15 protein-coding genes and 2 pseudogenes are annotated in these 17,926 nt (G+C 59.8%); 5 read left to right on the forward strand and 12 right to left on the reverse strand.

Annotated elements, in window-relative coordinates; genetic code table 11:
* Window positions 1-233 precede the first annotated feature (233 nt).
* The 5 genes and pseudogenes from RX328_RS34985 to RX328_RS35005 all read right to left on the reverse strand — a co-directional run bounded on the left by RX328_RS34985 (window position 234) and on the right by RX328_RS35005 (window position 4,121).
* Entirely contained in the window at window positions 234-1,433 is a 1,200-nt protein-coding gene (locus RX328_RS34985) for an adenylate/guanylate cyclase domain-containing protein (protein ID WP_213249310.1), read from the reverse strand.
* Window positions 1,390-1,788 carry a hypothetical protein gene (locus RX328_RS34990; RefSeq protein ID WP_213249308.1) on the reverse strand — a complete coding sequence of 133 codons (399 nt, stop codon included), beginning with the start codon at window positions 1,786-1,788 and terminating at the stop codon, window positions 1,390-1,392. Before RX328_RS34990 ends, RX328_RS34985 begins: the two co-directional genes overlap by 44 nt.
* A 398-nt stretch (window positions 1,789-2,186) precedes the next feature.
* Window positions 2,187-2,888: a phosphatase PAP2 family protein gene (locus tag RX328_RS34995; RefSeq protein WP_213249305.1), complete on the reverse strand. Its 702-nt coding sequence runs from the start codon at window positions 2,886-2,888 to the stop codon at window positions 2,187-2,189.
* Between the two features lie 309 nt (window positions 2,889-3,197).
* Window positions 3,198-3,443: pseudogene (locus RX328_RS35000) on the reverse strand (acetolactate synthase large subunit); the annotation flags it as partial.
* A gap of 381 nt (window positions 3,444-3,824) precedes the next feature.
* A complete protein-coding gene (locus tag RX328_RS35005) occupies window positions 3,825-4,121 on the reverse strand; it encodes an HU family DNA-binding protein (protein ID WP_213249301.1) in 297 nt (98 codons plus the stop codon).
* A 654-nt stretch (window positions 4,122-4,775) separates the two neighbouring features.
* Here RX328_RS35005 and RX328_RS35010 point away from each other — a divergent pair.
* A complete protein-coding gene (locus RX328_RS35010) occupies window positions 4,776-5,012 on the forward strand; it encodes a hypothetical protein (protein WP_213249299.1) in 237 nt (78 codons plus the stop codon).
* A gap of 528 nt (window positions 5,013-5,540) precedes the next feature.
* Here the strand turns inward: RX328_RS35010 and RX328_RS35015 are convergent.
* A pseudogene (locus tag RX328_RS35015) lies at window positions 5,541-6,342 on the reverse strand (IS110 family transposase); the annotation flags it as partial.
* 187 nt (window positions 6,343-6,529) lie between these two features.
* Window positions 6,530-7,882 (reverse strand): transposase, encoded by a 1,353-nt coding sequence (locus tag RX328_RS35020; RefSeq protein ID WP_213257637.1) that lies wholly within the window; start codon window positions 7,880-7,882, stop codon window positions 6,530-6,532.
* A 462-nt stretch (window positions 7,883-8,344) separates the two neighbouring features.
* On the opposite strand from RX328_RS35020, the gene RX328_RS35025 reads away from it, so the two are divergent.
* Window positions 8,345-9,184, forward strand: a complete 840-nt coding sequence (locus RX328_RS35025) for a YiiX/YebB-like N1pC/P60 family cysteine hydrolase (protein WP_213256604.1) — start codon at window positions 8,345-8,347, stop codon at window positions 9,182-9,184.
* Window positions 9,185-9,203: 19 nt separating this feature from the next.
* On the forward strand, window positions 9,204-9,476 hold the full coding sequence (locus tag RX328_RS35030) for a hypothetical protein (protein WP_213256596.1): 273 nt from the start codon (window positions 9,204-9,206) through the stop codon (window positions 9,474-9,476).
* Between the two features lie 948 nt (window positions 9,477-10,424).
* Here the strand turns inward: RX328_RS35030 and RX328_RS35035 are convergent.
* The 4 genes from RX328_RS35035 to RX328_RS35050 form a co-directional block, all read right to left on the reverse strand.
* Window positions 10,425-12,539 carry a xanthine dehydrogenase family protein molybdopterin-binding subunit gene (locus RX328_RS35035; protein WP_213256594.1) on the reverse strand — a complete coding sequence of 705 codons (2,115 nt, stop codon included), beginning with the start codon at window positions 12,537-12,539 and terminating at the stop codon, window positions 10,425-10,427.
* Entirely contained in the window at window positions 12,536-13,513 is a 978-nt protein-coding gene (locus RX328_RS35040; protein WP_213256592.1) for an FAD binding domain-containing protein, read from the reverse strand. Before RX328_RS35040 ends, RX328_RS35035 begins: the two co-directional genes overlap by 4 nt.
* 2 nt (window positions 13,514-13,515) lie before the next feature.
* A complete protein-coding gene (locus RX328_RS35045; RefSeq protein WP_213256590.1) occupies window positions 13,516-14,142 on the reverse strand; it encodes a (2Fe-2S)-binding protein in 627 nt (208 codons plus the stop codon).
* A 230-nt stretch (window positions 14,143-14,372) separates the two neighbouring features.
* Complete coding sequence (locus RX328_RS35050) at window positions 14,373-15,329, reverse strand: helix-turn-helix domain-containing protein (RefSeq protein WP_249727234.1); 957 nt, start codon at window positions 15,327-15,329, stop codon at window positions 14,373-14,375.
* Window positions 15,330-15,936: 607 nt separating this feature from the next.
* On the opposite strand from RX328_RS35050, the gene RX328_RS35055 reads away from it, so the two are divergent.
* Window positions 15,937-16,260: a lipocalin-like domain-containing protein gene (locus tag RX328_RS35055; protein ID WP_213256600.1), complete on the forward strand. Its 324-nt coding sequence runs from the start codon at window positions 15,937-15,939 to the stop codon at window positions 16,258-16,260.
* Window positions 16,261-16,402: 142 nt separating this feature from the next.
* Entirely contained in the window at window positions 16,403-16,633 is a 231-nt protein-coding gene (locus RX328_RS35060; protein WP_213256589.1) for a hypothetical protein, read from the forward strand.
* Window positions 16,634-16,838: 205 nt separating this feature from the next.
* Here RX328_RS35060 and RX328_RS35065 read toward each other — a convergent pair whose 3' ends face one another.
* On the reverse strand, window positions 16,839-17,588 hold the full coding sequence (locus RX328_RS35065) for a hypothetical protein (protein WP_213256587.1): 750 nt from the start codon (window positions 17,586-17,588) through the stop codon (window positions 16,839-16,841).
* Between the last annotated feature and the right edge of the window lie 338 nt (window positions 17,589-17,926).

The following is a 17,926-nucleotide window of genomic DNA, read 5'->3' on the forward strand; positions in this document are numbered from 1 at the left end:
CGACCGTTCGCCCATGACGTTACGAAGAGGTTCTCGACGAGAAGAACATAATGAGAACAAATAGGAGGAGTGTCAAGCGATCGGTGAAGAATCGCGACACCAGTCCTGACAGAAAGCCGTGGCTCCACCTGTCACGTCAGTGTCTGAGCGTTGTTGCGGAGACTAGCTGATAGCGCCGTTTGACGAGTTCGCGCCCCTTAGGCGCGGCCCGGCACCTCGCGATTGATCGTCGTTCAGCCATGATACGTAAACAGCTCGATTGGGTCGTTGAAGCCGCGGACCGGATATTCGCCGACGCGTTCGAGATCGAAATCGCTTTTGACGAAGTCGGCGAACGCGCGGGACAGCAGCACCGTTCTCCCCAATTGCTTGGTGAGGGCTTCGAGACGCGAAGCCATATTGACCGCAGGACCGATGACCGTGAAATCGAGCCGACTGCGCGACCCGATATTGCCGTACATGACGTCTCCGACGTGGACGCCGATGCCGTAATTCAGCGGCGCACGACCGGTTTGGCTGTTTTTCTCATTGAGGGCAAGCATAGCCTGACGGGCTTCAGCCACCGCATGCAGCAGATTTGCGCAGGCCGACGGCTGGCTGAGCGGAAAAATGGCAAGCAGACCGTCGCCGATGAATTTCAGTATTTCCCCACCATGTCGCGCAATCGGCTCCGACATTGCATCGAAATAGCCGTTCAGAAGATCAATGACGTCATCGCGCGGCCAGTTGTCGGAGATCCTGGTGAAATCACGCAGATCGCAGATCATGATGGCGGCGCGTACCGTCGTCCCGCTGCCGCGCCTGGTGGCGCCGGCTAGAATGAGCTCGCTGGCATGCGACCCGACGTAAGTTTCGAGCAGCGTTCGCGCCAGCCGGTTCTTGACACGAATTTCGCTGACCAGCGCCAGAACCGGCAACAGCTTTAACAGGCTGCCGATATGCGCCTCGTCGAAACCTCCTGGCCGGTCGGTTGCAAAGGTCACGATATGCCGCTTGCCGAGCGTATGGTACAGCGGCCACGCCACATAGTCGGTCAGGCCTTTCGCCCGCAGCTCGTCAAAGACGGCGTGCTTGCGGCCCAGTGACGCCTCCCGTTCGAGATTCTCGCGCACCTCGGTGGCACCGTCATGGATTTCGTTGGCAGGACTATCGATGTATTCGGATCGCTCCCTGACATCGTAGTCGACCCTGGCAATCTCCGCCTCGCGCATCCCGTCGGCCCACATGATCCGGGCGCCAAGCCATTGCGGATGGTGGATCAGGATATGAAGCGACGCCCGCTTGACGGGAATGCCTGCTCGCTGAAGCCGGATACACAGCTCAGCGAAAATGTTGTCAATGAAGCGCTCATCGCGCGTTTCGTTTGTCAGCCAATGCAAGATGTCCCCGTCAGAGCGCGCGGTAACGGGATCGATTTTTGGCGGCGCGTTCATATCTTGCTCCTGAGCAGTGACCTGGATCGACGGCACAGAATATGTCGTGCTCCCGCGCGACGTCGTCAACAGAGTCCGCCGCAATCTGCTTGTGCGCATCGGGTTGCCGGCGAGTTGCCGCGTATCCGACGCGAGAGGACGCCGCGGCTGTGCCGGACTGGCGCTTTGAGCCCTGGCTGGGGCGGGAGGGATCGAACCTCCGAATGGCGGAATCCAAATCAGCTTGATTATTCAACGATTTCAAGGCACATTTGGAAAAAATGGCCGAAAGACGCTCCAGCAACTTCAATAGCTTGGCTGCCGTTTCCAAATGAAAACAGCCCTTCCAGGGCAGCTTAAAACGATCGATCGGCAAGACAGCCGCCTCTGGCGGTCTCGGGCCAGAGAGACAAAAAACGGGGCAGCTACTGCAGATGTACGAACTTTCGAGCGATCCGCGTTGTTATTCGCAGACTAGGGGCGTCTGCGCCAGACTTTCGCCCAGGACCGCGTGCCGTCCTTGCCGTCTGGGATGAAGCGCACTTCGATCTGCCGGTCCGCTTAAACTGCCCGCCGGAGATAACTCTGCATACCTTGCGCGATGGGCAGCAGCTCTAGCTCACAAGCAAGTTCGTTACCGAAAACAAAACGCAGTATCAAATATCCCGTCGCGGTATCCAAGGAATCACCGCTTTGTGCGGCGGAAGTCCGACGTCATCGATCACTTCGTCGGTGCAGGCGAGCAAAGTTGCCGCCTGAGCGGCGCAACGCTGACTAGTCGCTCGGCTGCTCGATCATTCCGGTGCGCTGAAAATACGACATGAGCATCTGGCAAATTAGCGCCCACGAAGTGCCGAAGCACCAGCCCGCCAACACATCGCTCGGATAATGAACTCCGAGATATATGCGGCTGACTCCGACCAGCAGGGTAAGGATCGCGGCGGTCATTATAAGATGGATGCGAACAGAGCGGGAAGCTTGCGTTTGAGCAAGCATCAAGCCGAGCGTCAGATAGCAGACAGCCGAAATCGCTGCGTGCCCGCTCGGAAAGCTCAGCGTAGAGACCTGAGTGAGTTGAGCGACGAGATCGGGGCGCGCTCGCGCAAAGGCAAGCTTGAGAAGAGTATTGAGAATGGCGCCACTCAGGACCGTCGTCAGGACGAACAAACCGGCGTGGCGCTTGCCTATGGCAAAAAGGAACGTGGTCACAACCATGACCAGCAGTGCAAGTACCGCGGTACTGCCCAGTGCGGTGATGTCTCGTACAACGTCAAGCAACCATGGCGGCCCGATTGGCCGCGACAAGTCGGACGCATGGCGGAAGGCGACCATCAACCAACGGTCGAACGCGATAGGCTCTCCTTCGGTCACTTCCAGTGCGATGAACGCAAAACCGAACAGAAGAACGGCGACGAACAAGGTCGGAGCCCAAGACTTCAGATGCCTGGCAGCATTCTGCGATTCAGTTGTACTCATCTTCGTCGCCTCCGGGGAGTTCAACTTCCATCAGCCTCCAAAGAAAGGAAGTGAGGTTTGGCGGCTAAGCGAGCATTGGCAAGCGGATTTATGCGCTTTGCCAAAGTCCACGCCGCGGCCCGAGCTGCGCGCCGGTTTCCATTCACGGCTACGTCGCCGCCACCAGGTTCGCGGGCTGCCTGACGCAGCGTTTCCGAAGGCTCGCCGGGCTTGTAGCCCGGATGCCGGGATTGAATCACCTGGCCGACACTTGCCGCACGCATGACGTCACCAAGCGGGATCATCGTGGTGCCCGTGGACTACAGCGGGAGCAACGATGCCGTCCGGCGGGATGACCTGGCGGACGTCGTGCACGATGCGCTGCGGCGTCAGCCGAAACCGATCCTCCGTCGACCGCTCGGCGAGGCGGGCAAGGATCCTTTCCCGCAAACCCAGCAATGCCTGACCATCGGGGAGCTTGCCTTCGAGGCGATCGGCCAGGCAAGCGAGGCTCGCGCCGACCTCGCCGACGATCTCCGCCTGCGGGAAGGATACCTGTTCCACCGTCGCCGGCGTGATGCAAAAGATCGTCATCGCCGACCTCGACAAGGCATATGCCGGCTGCCCGAAAAATCTTCACGGGGGGATGCAGACCGGCCCCCGGTGGATAGCAACAATCTCGTAGCCTAGCCGCTCCGACGACGGCGGCCTGAAATCACAATCTGTTCACGGAGAACGAACATATTCCGTATTTTTACGGTCAGACAATCGCAAATAAACAAAAAACAAAAGGCCACGCGGGCATTACACCGCATGGCCTTTGCGAGACAGTTCCCCTAGGCCCTCCAGAGAATCCGTCTCGGGGCGCATAGTGTGCGGGTGGAGGTGTCTGTCTAGGGTGTTATGGAATTACCCACAGTTCAGACGAACGAACACGCCTCAACCAACCCGCCCGCCTCAAACAGCGTCTTTAGCAACCTTCAGGGGTGACGCCTTGACCGACTTGCTGGCTGGCTTGGCCGCGAACTCCATAGGCTCTTTCGTAAAAGGATTTACACCGCTGCGGGCTTCAGTAGCAGGCTTGTTCACGACCGACATTTTGACGAAACCGGGAATGATGAACTCGCCAGATTCATTCAGCTCCTTATAGCCCACAGTCGCCATCTGCTCGATGACGGCCTTTACGTCTCCCTTGGAAACCTGTGTTCCGTCTGCAATTGCATCAATCAACTGGTTCTTGGTCATCTTGGCCATGATGGATTCCTTTGCGGCGGCTCAGAACAATTTAAAGCGCATGAGCTACGCGGAGTGCGTCACTCTATCTAAAGCGCACAAAGCCACGCAGCTCGCTTCTCGTTCATGCCTATGGTCATGAAGTCACCGGGCTTAAAACCCATCAAGGCGTAAAACGCAAGGAGCAGCTCGGCGTGTTCCGTACCTGGCTTCTACTAGCTTTCCTTTGATTGAACCATCGCCCAAATCTTCGCTTCGGACTAATGGTCCACAGGCGCGGCAATGCAACTTACTGCAGGTACCGTTGCGCGTGCTAGACGAACCGGAGGGATTACACGGTACGTGCCAAATCGCTTCTCTTCGGGCCCGGCAAACTGATCGAATGATGTTGCCCGTTGGCACTTAGCTGACACGGCTTTTTCAGCGAACGTCCGCATTGCGCCGATACTGTTGAAAACTCTCTTCAGGATGGCCAACGAAACTCTTAAGCGCGCTGGTGGTTTGGCTTGCGCCGGGAGCTCTTCGTACCAGCGCCTGAGGTGGCTCGTAGCTCAAAAAGTTAGCTAATGGCCTCACTTTGGCGAGGCTTTCCGAGTTGCTCACCTTCGACTTTTTCAATGATATCGGCCCAAAAGCGGACTTGCTATCAAAATTTGACGGACTTAGGAGTAGTTCATGACATGGACCTTGGCTCCGATACGAGAAGCTGTGAGGGCGGGCAAGGACGCGCTCTACATTCGCGAACTGATTGCGGAATTGATATCATCGGGCGTTGACCGCGATGAGATTTTCGCAGCGCTGACTGATTTGAAAAACGGACTTCGAAGTGTTGGGGACGAGCGTTCGGAGGATCTTGTGGCGGACGTGATGGACTTTTTCGTTGGCTGGTGCGCGCCGGCCAATCGGCTCTGAACAGTCGAACTAGACGCCTCGACGGATATTAGGTGTCGTAATTCGATTGTGATCGGTCAGCGCCCATTCCAACAAAGCCTCGCGCATGCTCGTGCGCTCATGCTCGCAAGAAAGGCACCGCGATCTGCGAATTCAGACGGATCGGTCACCAGATCAAACAGCATCGGCCGAAAGCCTGGCGCGTGGATATTTTTCCAACGACCGTCGAACGCCATGAACAACGGCTGCGGCTAATCGGTTGAGCGCGACGTGCCTCTTGCATCGCATAGTCGTATTCCGAGACTACGACTTTCCGCCATTGCACCGGCTCCCGTCCCCGCAACCAGGGCGTCAGCGACTGTCCTTCGAGTATGACGTGCTGGCTTCCCGCCAAACCAGTCAACGAAGGTCGGCGCCAAGTCCATCGTCTCTACCAACGCAGCGCACGCCACAGAAAGCCGAGGAGTGCCGCGAGCAGGCGGAGAAGCCGATCAGTCCCATTGACAGCGTGGCGTGGCTGTGTCTGTGGACGCCCCGCCAGACGCAAGCGGTCGCACCGAGCTTCTGCTTGCCGCCTGTCGATCTTCGAAGAGGCGTGAGACCGAGCCAAGCCGCGAAGTCACGGCCTTTTGCGAAGGTCTCGGCCGGCGGTGCTAGAGCGGCGATCGCGGTGACAGAGATTGGGCCAATGCCGGGAACGGTCAATAGCCTGCGGGATACTTCGTCCTCGCGAGCACGTCGCGCGATCTCCCTGTCAAGATCTGCGATCTTGCCATTGAGGGGCGAGCAGGTCTAACATCAATCGAAACATGGCGTGGGCCGCTTTGGGAAGCGAGCTGGCCATATCATCTTCTTCGATCAGGTCGGCAAGCATCGCCACATGCGACGGCCCCTTAGGTGCGACCCAACGATATTCAGTGAGGTGTCCCCGGATCGCGTTGATGAGCTGCGTTCGCTGCCGCACTAACAGGTCACGGGTCCGAAACACCAGACCCGCCGCCTGTTGCTGTTCGCTCTTCACGGCCACGAACCGCATGCTCGGCCGCTGCGCTGCTTCGCAAATCGCCTCAGCATCGATCGCGTCGTTCTTCTGCCGCTTCACGAACGGTTTTACATAGGCGGGCGGGATCAGCCGAACTTCATGGCCAAGCTGGGTGAGCTGACGGGCCCAGTGATGTGCTCCACCACATGCCTCCAGCGCTACCGTGCAGCTCGGCTGGGCTGCGAAGAAATCCAGCAGCCTTCTACGACTGATCCGCTTGCTGAATATCGCTCGCCCCCGCCCGTCCGCTCCATGAGCGTGGAAAACATGCTTGGCGATATCGAGACCGACTGTGATAACCTCTGACACGGACGCCTCCCTTAAGTGGTGCTCAACACCTCCACTTTGGCACATCGATGCCGTCGGCGGGGCGTCCACCCCATCATAACTCTGGTGGTGTCACGCAACGAGGTTGATGTCCGCTTTGGTACGATTCCGTTGAAGAAGTCGGCCCGCGAGCGAGGCGAGCCGCAAATGCGGCACAGCCGACCGCTTCTCAGGCCGGATTTGGCTGCGGCATTGGGACCAGCTTGGCTAGTTTCCGGAGGTTCTGGGCGGTTGCTGCAAGGAGGAACTCGTCGCGAGCCCCGTTTGGTCCACGTAATCGCAGTCGGTCGAGCTTGAGAATGCGCTTGAGGTGAGCGAACAACATTTCGACCTTCTTACGTAGCCGTCGCGATGCTCGACCTTCCCAGGATTTAGCAATCGCCCGCGCCATGTCGCGGGCTCTCTCATGGATCGAGCGAGGCACCTTTCGAGCAGGCGTGTTCGGGCAGCAGTGTGGCCTCAAGGCGCAGGCGTCACAGTCAGCCTTGCTCGCTCGATAAAGCAACGTCTCGCCATCATTCACACGTGTCCCTGTTGTGGTCAGCGTCTTGCCGCCAGGACAGATATAGACGTCGCTGACTGGATCGTAGTTGAAGTCCTCCCGTGTGAAGGTCCCATCCTTGCGCGCTGATTTGTCGAACACGGTCACATGCGGCTCGATGCCGTGCTCATCGACCAGCCAGCCCAGCATGTCGGCTGAACCATAGGCGCTGTCACCGAGAAGCCTGGACGGGTGAAGACCGAAGTTCTTTGCGGTCCGCTCGATCATGCGCTTGGCAGCGAGAACTTCTGCCTGCCGGATCGCTGTGGTCGGCTCAACGTCGACAATGATCGCATTTTCCACATCGATCAGATAGTTCGTGGAGTAGGCAAAGAAAGCCTGTCCGCCATGGGCACCGGTCCAGCGCGCGGCAGGATCAGCCGGTGAGATGAACTTGGGGACGATCTCGGTCGCGGCCCCAAACGCCGCATCGTCCAGGACAGCTAGATACTCGTCGACGGCACGGCTTGCGGCTTTTGGCGGCAACCCCTTTTCGCCCTCGACGCCGTTCTGCCGGTTAGCATCGGCCTTGATCAGGCTAGCATCGACCGCAAAGCCTTCTCCGCCAACCAGACCCTCGTCGATGCAGCGGCGCAAGACGTCTTCGAACAGCCGTCGCAGCAGATCACTATCGCGGAAGCGGCCATGTCGGTTCTTTGAGAAGGTCGAATGATCGGGCACGTCACCATCGAGCCCAAGGCGGCAGAACCAGCGGTATGCCAGGTTGAGGTGAACCTCTTCGCACAGGCGCCGCTCCGAGCGGATGCCGAAGCAGTAACCGACCAACAGCATCCGGATCATCAGCTCGGGCGCGATCGAGGGCCGCCCGATCGTGCTGTAGAAGGGGGATAGCTCTCGCCTTAACCCATCGAGGTCCACGAACCTGTCGATCGATCGCAACAAATGATCGGCCGGAACGTGCCGCTCGAGCGAAAACTCATAGAACAACGCGACCTGCTCAACTCGCTGATGTCCCATCATGATTCAGTCCTCTCGCAACGACTGAATCAGCGAACATCAACCAGCGCAACCGAAGACTTTTTCAACACAATCGTACTAAAGCGGCGAGATTACTGCGCAGCAGCGAAATGACGCGGTGGGCCAGATGAGACGAGAATGCCCAGCGTTGAGGTGGAGTCATCGTTCGACCCTGCAAAGCTCCGCAGAGGATTGAACTTTCATCACTCGCTAGGTCTTTTTGGAGCGCGATCAACGATGAGGGGTGTCGCCAGCTGAACGAGGTGCACCATTCCCATCACTCTTATTGGCGACACGGCCGGTCAAACTTAGGTATGCCCTCCTCTGCAAAAGATTACATACGGATCAACCTCTGTTCAGTTGTCCGGTCCACCTCTCACGATTACGCTTGGTGAGGAACCTGGTAGTGGGCGGCACGTGAGCTGCTCCGCACTGCCATAAGGGAACACCAACGTGAGGGACGACATGGGCTCGTTGTTCGGCAATGTCGGACGCTTGATTGCCCGGCTGCAGCAGCCAGTCAGCTGTGAGCCGCCCGCTCCAAACGATTTGACCGCTTTACGCGAGACCCTGCGACCCGGCGATGTCTTGCTGGTCGAGGGCAAAGGTCGTATCTCGGGCAGCATCAAATATCTCACTCAGTCGGCTTGGTCGCATTCGGCGTTGTACGTCGGGCCGATCGCCGACGCAGAAACCGAGGGCGAACCCCACGTCCTGATCGAAGCCAATATCGATGAAGGAGTCGTGTCGGCGCCGCTGTCGAAGTATCTGCATTGTCGAACCCGAATCTGCCGGCCGGTGGGCCTCACCCAAGCGGACTGCGAGACGGTCTGCCGCTACCCTTCCGAACGCATTGGTCTCGGCTACGACTTCAAGAACGTCATCGACCTGATGCGGTATCTATTGCCAAGTCCGGTAACGCAGCGTTGGCGTCGCCGAACGATCGCGCTCGGTTCCGGCGATACCAGCCGCATCATCTGTTCTTCGCTGATTGCGCAAGCTTTCGACGCCGTGCGTTATCCGATCCTGCCCGAGATCAAGCGCGTCGAGGGCGAGACAGGGCGGCGCGAAGTCGCCGAGATCCGTCACTCGTCTTTTTATGCGCCACGCGATTTCGACATTTCGCCCTACTTCATGGTCATCAAGCCCACGCTCGCGCGCGGCTTTAATTACAAAGACATGCGTTGGGCCGACCTTGCCCAAATTCACTCCGCGCAGGTCACGCTCGCTCCAGAAATCAAAGGCGAGCGCGATGAGGCGGCCAGTACGCCCGAATTTCCCGGTTTCGCGACCTTCGCGGCATAGGCAAAGAAGGAGTGGCGACTTGATTGATCCAACAAGCATCGCGGACGGTTACGAGCAACCAATCAACTGGGCACGGATTGTCGTTCTTGTCGCGGTTGCGCTGCCGGTTGTTAGCTTTCTTTTGGAGAAGAGATCAGGCGCGAGCCGTCGCATACCCCTGAAGATAGGAGAACGTGTCCGACTGAATAGCGGAAGTCCGGTCGGTTTAGTTGTTGATATTGGTGAGCTAGTGACCATCGCCTGGCCGGCAGGAGAAGCAACGTTTCACCCGGAATCTTTGCACCGCGTCTAGCGCATCCGTCAATACTCGACGAACTTGGGCTTGCGTTTTGGCTGCGTTGTGCGCCTCCTCACAGTCGTCACCGTTGCCGGTCGGTTGCTCGTACGCGCTGCTAGCGCGTGCCACAACGTGTGGCTCACCAATTTTCGTCCGGATACATTGCTAAGCCATGTTGCGCTGGTGCGCATGGATTTCAACACGCGAGAGCGGAGCCGCTGTCATACTGCATCGCTCAAATCGGAAACGTTGCACTCTAGAGCGGAGCAGTCGATAGTCCGCTAATGGGATGGTCCGGCCGTGCTCCGGCCCTGCCAGCACGAGAAGCTGGCAAGGGGCGCTCAAGACAAGGAGCACGCCATGTCTCAGAAAATCAACGCAGCGATCGCCGTGATCGGCGAAGTACGTGCGCCCGTAAAGTTCTGCCGTTAACCCGGCTGCAGCGGGCCTAGCCAGCTACTGGGCAGCTGAGCACTATACTCAAGAGCGTCTAATAAACGTCCATTCGCCAGTTAGTAGCATCCCATCAACGCAAATAAAAATATCGGATATCATTCTAGCCACGGCGGAGCCAATGTCCTCAACCAAGAGGCCGCCCCGCGAAATATCTCCGAAGTGAAATCCATACCGGCTAAACCAATTCGTCCGGAAAGGCTCGGACCTTGTAATATCGAGCCTGAACTCGTCGAATTCGCCAATTCGATGCCAAGCGCTGCGCGGGTTCTATTTGCCGATGTTGCGTGCGTTCCAGATCGCAACCACCTGCTCGCCTGATCGGAATAACACCCCAAACACTACCATCAAGGTTCAAGTCGTCGGGAAGGACGGGCTCAACCCTGCCGGTCCCAAAATGCTTGATAAGGACTCAGAGTTTGGCCCCAAGAACGGCAACATCTAAGCTGGGCTTCTAGGCCCTCATGCTTGTTCTCGCGGCTTCGCTGCACGCTAGGAGCGAGATGGGAGCTACACGGTTAGCACATCTTCAATCCGGATCGGCAGGGTACGCACGCGCTTGCCCGTCGCGTGAAAGACGGCATTGGCGATGGCCGGCGCCATACCGACAAGAGCGATTTCGCCGAGGCCCTTGACGCCGAGGGGATTGACGTGTGGATCCTCCTCCGCAACGAAGTGCGACTCGAGTTGGGGAATATCGAGATTCACGGGCAGCAGGTAATCGGCCATATGGGCATTGACCGGGCGGCCGTCGCGCGGATCGAGGACAGTGCGTTCCATGAGCGCCATGCCCATCCCGCCGATCATGCCTCCAATGCATTGGCTCCTGGCAAGTCGCGGATTGACGACGCGGCCGATGCCATAAGCGCCCACGGCGCGGCGCAGCCGGATCGTGCCGACGTCCGGATCGACAGCCACCTCCGCAAATACGGCTCCAAAGGAGTGCATCGAAAATCGGGCGGCCACACCAGGAACGCGCTGAGCCGAAGCCGTAGCCTCGATGGGTCGGCCGTCCCGAGGGCGCTTTGCGGCTTCCTCTTGCACGGCAATGCAGGCGGCGCGGATCGCAGAGCCGACCGAGGCCATCGTCCATGAGCCGCCATGGGATGGAGCCGGCGGATAGTCAGAGCGGCCAAGGCTCAAACGCACCCGTTCAACGGGCAGCCCTAGCGTTTCGGCGGCAACCTGCGTCATGGACGTGTAGGTGCCGGGACCCATGTCGCTTGCCGCGACTTCAACTTCAGCGGTGCCGTCCGGGAGCAGACGCGCCCGCGCATTCGCCGGCGCATGGAAAGCCGGATAGCTCGCCGATGCCACGCCCATGCCGACCAGCAGCCGGCCATCGCGCATCGAACGCGGTTCGGGTAACCGCCGCGACCAGCCGAAACGTTCGGCGGCAAGGTCATGGCATTTCATCAGCGATCGGCTGGAGAAGGGCTTGTTCTCGCCCTCATCGATCGCCGGCTCGTTGCGACGTCGCAGATCTATGGGATCGATTCCGAGCTTGTACGACAGTTCATCGACGGCACATTCGAGCGCAAAGACACCGCTCGCCTCGCCGGGGCCGCGCATATGGTTCGGGGTACCGATATCGAGTGGCAGCAGCCGATAGCGGGTCCGCACGTTCGGCGTGGAGTACAGGAAGCTCGTGACCGAAGTCAGGGCCTCCATGAACTCTTCGTAGCGGCTCGTCTCTCCGGTGCCTTCGTGGACAATGCTGGTGAGCTTGCCGTCCGCCGTGGCCCCGAGGGCCATCCGCTGCAGGGTGCGGGGCCGGTGGCCCGTCATGAAGAACATCTGCTTGCGCGTGAGTACGAGCTTGACGGGACGTCCCACTTGTCGCGCCGCCATGGCCGCAAGCGTCACATGCGGCCACGTCCTGAGCGACGTGCCGAAGGCACCGCCGATAAACGGACAGATCACCTGTACGTTCTCGGGCGGCACGCCGAACACGGCTGCGATCTCGGCCTGTTCGTTGACGACGAACTGGCTCTTGCTCCACAGCGTCAGCCGATTGCCATTCCAGGCTGCAACGGTGGCGTGCGGCTCCATCGGATTGTGGTTCTCGCGCGCGATTTCGTAGATCTGATCGACCTTCACCGGTGCGTCCGCGAGAGCGCTGTCGGCATTGCCGCGCGCGGTGTCGGCCGGCAGCCTCGCATCCGGCTGCTTCCCGGCTTCCGGAACGACAGGTCGGGCTTTGGGGTCGGCAGGATCAACGAGGGGCTGCTCGGCCGTGTAGGAGATGCGCAGCGCCGCAGCCGCGCGCTCCGCCTGGTCGAGCGTATCGGCGACGACGATCGCTACCGGTTGCCCGTAAAAGCGCACCTGGTCGTCATGCAGCACATGCAGCCGCTCGCCAGTTGCCGGATCGATATAGCTCTTGTGCGGCGCGTATGGCAGCCGTGGACCGTTGCGATGCGTGATGACGGCAACGACGCCCGGCATCTTCTCAACCGGCGCGGTCTCGATACCGGTCACGCGGCCGAGCCCCACCGTGGCACCGACGATCACCGCATAGGCCTGGCCGCCCTGGTTAAAATCGGCCGCGTAGCGCGCCGCGCCCGTGACCTTGGCGCGACCATCCACGCGCGGCAGCGGGTTTCCGATCACGTTCGTTGTCATGCGGCTTCTCCCGTCATTTCAAGAGCGCGGACGATCGTCCGCGGCAGGAGTTCGAGCTTGTAATGATTGTCCGACAAGGGACGGGCTCCTTCGAGCGCCAGCCGGGCGGCTGTTTCGAAGATTTTGCGATCCGGTGCCCTGCCGATCATTGCTTTCTCCACCGTGCGCAGGCGCCATGGCCGGGTGCCCACGCCGCCGACAGCGAGCCGCGCCTGACGGATCACGCCGTCCCCGACATCGAGTGCGGCCGCGGCGGATACGAGCGCGAACTCGTAAGAAGCGCGGTCGCGCACCTTGAGATAGCGCGCCCGCCGGCTGTACGGACCGCCGGGTACCCGCACGGCGAGGATGAGTTCGCCGGGCAGCAGCGTGTGTTCGAGATGCGGCGTATCTCCCGGCAGCCGAAACAGTTCCTCGACTGGAAAGCTGCGCTCGCCCCGCGGCCCCCTCACCTGCATTGTGGCGTCGAGCGCGACCAGCACGACGGCGACGTCCGAAGGATGCGTTGCCACGCAATGATTGCTCGTGCCCAGAATGGCGTGGCCGGCATTGAGGCCATCGATCGCGGCGCAGCCGGAGTTCGGGGTGCGTTTGTTGCAGGGCGCATCGTGCATCCGGAAATAGGGGCAGCGGACACGCTGGAGCAGGTTGCCGCCGATGGAAGCCATGTTGCGCAATTGCGGCGAGGCGCCCTCGATCAGGCTTTCGGCGATAAGCGGGTGCAGGCGCTGCACGTCCGGATGGGCGGCGACATCGGCCATGCGGGCGAGCGCGCCGATAACGAGATCGGAACCCTCGATGCGGATTTCGGAAAGCGGGAGCATATTGATGTCGACAAGATGCGCCGGCTGCTCCACCTCCTCCCGCATGAGGTCGATCAACGTCGTGCCGCCGGCGATGAAACGCCGGCCGGACGATGCAGCGGCGATGGCGGCTTGAACGGAGGTCACCTTCTCGAGCGTGAATGGAAGCATGGTCAGGCCCTCTTGGCAGCGTCGGCGACCGCGGCGACGATCCCCGGATAGGCCCCGCAACGGCAGATATTGCCGCTCATCCAGAACCTGATTTCATCTGGCGAACCTGCATGGCCTTCCGCGATGCAGCCTATTCCCGACATGATCTGTCCCGGGGTGCAGAAGCCGCACTGCAAACCGTCATGCTCGACGAATGCACTCTGGAGCGGATGAAGCTCGCCATTCGTTTCAAGGCCCTCGATCGTCTTGATCTCAGCCCCGTCATGCATCGCAGCCAGCGTCAGGCAGGAGACGATCCGCCTGCCATTAAGAAGCACAGTGCAAGCGCCGCAGGCGCCTTGATTGCAGCCCTTCTTCGTGCCGGTGAGATCGAGCGTTTCGCGCAGCACATCGAGCAGTGAGCGGCGGGGATCCAGGTCAAGTTCATGCTGCCTGCCGTTCACTACCAGCCGGACCCGTCCTGTGGATGCGGCGGGAGGTCGATCAGATATGGGTTGCGCGGCAACTTCCGATGCTACCGCGAGAGAGGCTACTCCGCCGACCGTAAGCAGGACCGAGCGGCGCGATAATCCGCCACGCCTTTGTTCGGTCTCGACAGCACCGTCGGTGAACGGCTCATCGTTTTTCATGGTCGTCTGCTCGCTTGCTGATTGATGATGATCGTTCGATGACTGCGACAGGATGGCGCCATAATTCCTCTTCGACGCTCTGAGGCGGATCGGATTGTGCTGCGCACGAGTATCAAGTGCAGCCGAGCCACCGCCCCAGGGCACCGCGAACTAAGCATGAACCCGATGGGGCGTACCGTTCGGATATTGCGGCGGCTATCGCAGTATTGCGATGAATTGCCACCGCGCACCTACAGAGCGCGCCGGAACACCGATGGGGTCACTCCGACAATCGTACGGAAAGCCGCCGTGAAGGCTGATGGCGTCTCGTAACCGACTGCAAGCGCGACCTCTGTGACACTCAGGCCTGAATTGGCGAGAAGCTCGCGGGCGCGGCGCATGCGCTGCGCGGTCAACCATGCATGCGGGGTCTGGCCGGTCGACTGGCGAAAAGCCGTGCAGAAGTGGAAGCGGCTCAGGCCGACGAGGGTGGCGAGCTCGTTGAGCCCGATATGCTGTTCGAGATTCTCGCGCATGTACGTCGTGACACGCCGCACCTGCCAGTCAGCAAGGCCGCCCTTTCTGACGGGAGCAAGCAAGCTGCCAAATGATGAATGCTCCCGGATCAGCCGCGAACAGAGAAGGTCGATCGCCTGCTCCACGAACAGACGAGACGATGCACTGTCCCGCGTCGCCTCGTGACTTAGAATTTCAAGCAGCCCCGCCGCCGCTGGATCGGCGAAAGCCACGCGCGGAAGAATCTCGACACGTCTTCCACCCGCAATCTCGTCGGCGCATGCCTGGAGACGTTCCTGAGTGAGATAGACATGCGAGACGACCACCGGGCCAGCAATGTTCCAGTGGCCGTCAACGCCTTTCGGAATGAGGGTGAAGGCTTTCGAGTTGGTTCTGGAAGTCAGGCGCTTGTTCTCAATCCGCCAGGATATCTCGTGCTGTCCTTCGTAGCAGCCGACAGCGACGTGCCCAGCAACGCCCCGCATGTAATCCTCTTGCAACCCGCCATGCGCCCATTTCCGAGTCAGGCGCGTATCACCGTGCAAAACCTCAGGCACCAGTACCGGCGGCTCATCCAGGATGCGGGCCATCTCAATGGCAGCATCAGGACTTGAGTGGTCCGCTGCAGATCGGCGCAGGCCGCGTGGATTCGGCGCAGCCCTGCTTCGGGAACGGAACAGCCGCTGGTCCAAATTGTCGCCCCTCCTCGAGCTGTTAACTATTTGCAATGATTGAGATTGAGGCTCCATTATACGAAAGGGCCCGCAGGGGATACGAAGGTTGCGGTGTCTTGAGCCTGGGACGCGCGCCGTCGAACCAATATGCAAAATGACCCGGCCATGTGTAGAAAAACATCCGCGACAATCGGAGGTGCCGTCCGTCGTCTGCTCACAAATTGGTCAGCGCATTGTTGATGGTAGCGCGGTTCGGGGGAGGCCCTAGGGCCACGTGCCGACGTTGTAGCTCCTGGCTACCCCGAGCTTCGGTAGACCGCCGGTTGTGCCACGCACAGAACTTCGCCGCTCTCGATGCGGTACCGCATACCCCCGCGAACGTCTCGATCTGGAGCGCGCTGGCCAAGAAGGATCCAGTCGGGGGTTCAGTCGGTGGAGCGCTACCTACGTTCCCCCCGACAGGTTTCCGCCGAGTTTTTGGTGTCGGTGGCGTAAGCATTCTCGCCGATGGGTTTGGCCCTTCCCTTCTGCCCTTGAGGGAGTTCTACCTAACCGATTGACGCAGCGGGCTAAACGGAAAAGTGGCGTCCGTATAGTGTCCCTTGCGCGGGGTCCCTGTCGCGCGATGGGCTGTGGATGCGCTGGCGCGGTTTGCCCGGCGTCCTGTCGCCTATCGCTCCGGCGCGCTGTACGGCTTCCCGCGGCCCAGGAACGTGCCGAACTATTTGCCACACTCATCGCCTATACCGGCACGTATCGCATTGAAGGGCACAAGTGGACTACCAAGGTCGAGGTGGCGTGGATTCCCGAGTGGGTCGGCACCGAGCAAGTCCGATCTCTCACGGTGGACGGTGACCGGCTGCAAGTGTTGTCGCCATGGCGAGTGAACCCGAATTGGCCGGACAAGGGGATGACGCGCAGCATCGTCACCTTCGTACGATCTAAATAGGCGTGCAGCAGAATGTCCGGAAGTGGCACTTTTCGGAAGTAAAGAGTCGCGCTGGCGGTGTTCGTTGATCGGGCCAAGGCGGACTTAACCGCCATCGCGCTCAGGTCCAAAAATGACCCTGGCTGCGTGCCGGGGGCAATGGATGAAGCGCTTCGTTGAGGGTGCCGATCGCGGACAATGGACGCTGTTGCCGGAATGCGTCGGTGAGTGGGTCGAGGATAGCAATTCAGTACGTGTGGCGGATTCCTTTGTCGCCGCGCTCGATCTGGCCGATCTCGGTTTCGAAGGCGTCGAGCCTGCAGCGACAGGGCGGCCTGCCTCCCCCTCGGTTCTTCTGAAGCTTTATATCTACGGCTGCCGACGTATCGGTTAGGTGACAAGGCGCACCGCCCGCGCGGGCGATCGAGGGGGTGCGCCTACCTAGGCTACTAGGCAGTAAGACATGCTGTTATTGCGCTGAAGAGCGCCGGTTCACTTCGACAGCGCGCGTACCCCCGCTGGCGAGCGGCTGGCTCAGGAAGCGCCACGACTAATTTGTGAAGCACACAATCAGTTGCTCGAATGAACCTTTCCGATGTTCATTGTGCGTTGATCCAGTTCTCTGATCCCGTCAGCTTAACCGACACCTCCGAGAACGAAATTCGCATGGGCTTTCCATCCAACGTCCCGCGGTGATCCGTTGAGATGAGGAGTGGGCCAGCGTTCTTGTAGTCGGCCCACGTCGCGATCACGAGTTTGGGCGGCTTGGTTCCGCCCCGGTGATAGACGATCTCCTTTATTCGCTTATCGACGCCAACGTACAGGTCCCAGGTGTCGCCGCGCTCGTAGCCACCCTCCGATGGGTATTTCACCACGACCCGTTCAGCGGAAGCATCACCCAGGGGTAGTTTGTGCGTGCCCTCAGCGGTCACAGTCGGGCCGTCCCATACGACGTGCAACGGGAGGAGCAACCAATACTGATCGTTGGCGAATGCCGGATCGATCTCGTTCTTTATGGCATCGCTTTGGCTGCTGAGCTGCGAGCGCTGATAGCTAACCTTTACCGGTTTGCCTTCCTTATCTTTCCCCTCGTAAGAGACCGTGTCGTTCTTCGGGCTCCATTCCCACGTGCGAGAAAGTTTGACATCAGGAAGTTCCGCATTCCAAGTGTAACGGATTGCCTCGACTTGCGGAAATGAATCAAGGCCGTAGGTCTTTGCCATCTGTTCGGCAATCGGTGGGAGCTGTTGAGCCCCAGAAGCCGCAGGGAGGATCAACAGCATGCCGAAGGCGAACAGGCGGATCACATCGAGTCGGCTCATTTCTCTGCGGGCCTGAGTACTGCTCATATCGAGCTCCTTAGGTTTGGGTGCAGTTGCGTTGACCGAGCTGAGGCCAAATAACATTCGCGCAGAAGCCTGGAAATTGCCAGTTAAGTACTGTTAGAGATTGCGAGCAGCCGCAATTCCCTTTGCATAGAACAGGGCCGCCGGCCCGCCATCGTCGACGAGGGGGCAGCTTTTGGGCCCGACGTGCCCTAGTGGTTGAGCAGGCCGGGAAATACCGTCTCCCTTTTATCTATCCGTACTGCGACTACGTGGACGCAGGTGGACTGACGTCGTATGCGCCGGCGCTTGGCGAACTCGCCGAGCGTCTTGCTAATGACCTACACCAGATCCTCAACGGG

The organism is Bradyrhizobium sp. sBnM-33 (assembly GCF_032917945.1).
Taxonomy (GTDB): domain Bacteria; phylum Pseudomonadota; class Alphaproteobacteria; order Rhizobiales; family Xanthobacteraceae; genus Bradyrhizobium.

Bases quoted from the DNA above. Each gene is read 5' to 3' on its own strand.
- RX328_RS35005 (WP_213249301.1), bottom strand. From the start codon at position 4,121: ATGGCCAAGATGACCAAGAACCAGTTGATTGATGCAATTGCAGACGGA.
- RX328_RS35035 (WP_213256594.1), bottom strand. From the start codon at position 12,539: ATGACAACGAACGTGATCGGAAACCCGCTGCCGCGCGTGGATGGTCGC.
- RX328_RS35060 (WP_213256589.1), top strand. From the start codon at position 16,403: ATGAAGCGCTTCGTTGAGGGTGCCGATCGCGGACAATGGACGCTGTTG.
- RX328_RS35065 (WP_213256587.1), bottom strand. From the start codon at position 17,588: ATGAGCAGTACTCAGGCCCGCAGAGAAATGAGCCGACTCGATGTGATC.
- RX328_RS35055 (WP_213256600.1), top strand. From the start codon at position 15,937: ATGGGCTGTGGATGCGCTGGCGCGGTTTGCCCGGCGTCCTGTCGCCTA.
- RX328_RS35040 (WP_213256592.1), bottom strand. From the start codon at position 13,513: ATGCTTCCATTCACGCTCGAGAAGGTGACCTCCGTTCAAGCCGCCATC.
- RX328_RS34985 (WP_213249310.1), bottom strand. From the start codon at position 1,433: ATGAACGCGCCGCCAAAAATCGATCCCGTTACCGCGCGCTCTGACGGG.
- RX328_RS35010 (WP_213249299.1), top strand. From the start codon at position 4,776: ATGACATGGACCTTGGCTCCGATACGAGAAGCTGTGAGGGCGGGCAAG.
- RX328_RS35025 (WP_213256604.1), top strand. From the start codon at position 8,345: ATGGGCTCGTTGTTCGGCAATGTCGGACGCTTGATTGCCCGGCTGCAG.
- RX328_RS35020 (WP_213257637.1), bottom strand. From the start codon at position 7,882: ATGATGGGACATCAGCGAGTTGAGCAGGTCGCGTTGTTCTATGAGTTT.
- RX328_RS34995 (WP_213249305.1), bottom strand. From the start codon at position 2,888: ATGAGTACAACTGAATCGCAGAATGCTGCCAGGCATCTGAAGTCTTGG.
- RX328_RS35045 (WP_213256590.1), bottom strand. From the start codon at position 14,142: ATGAAAAACGATGAGCCGTTCACCGACGGTGCTGTCGAGACCGAACAA.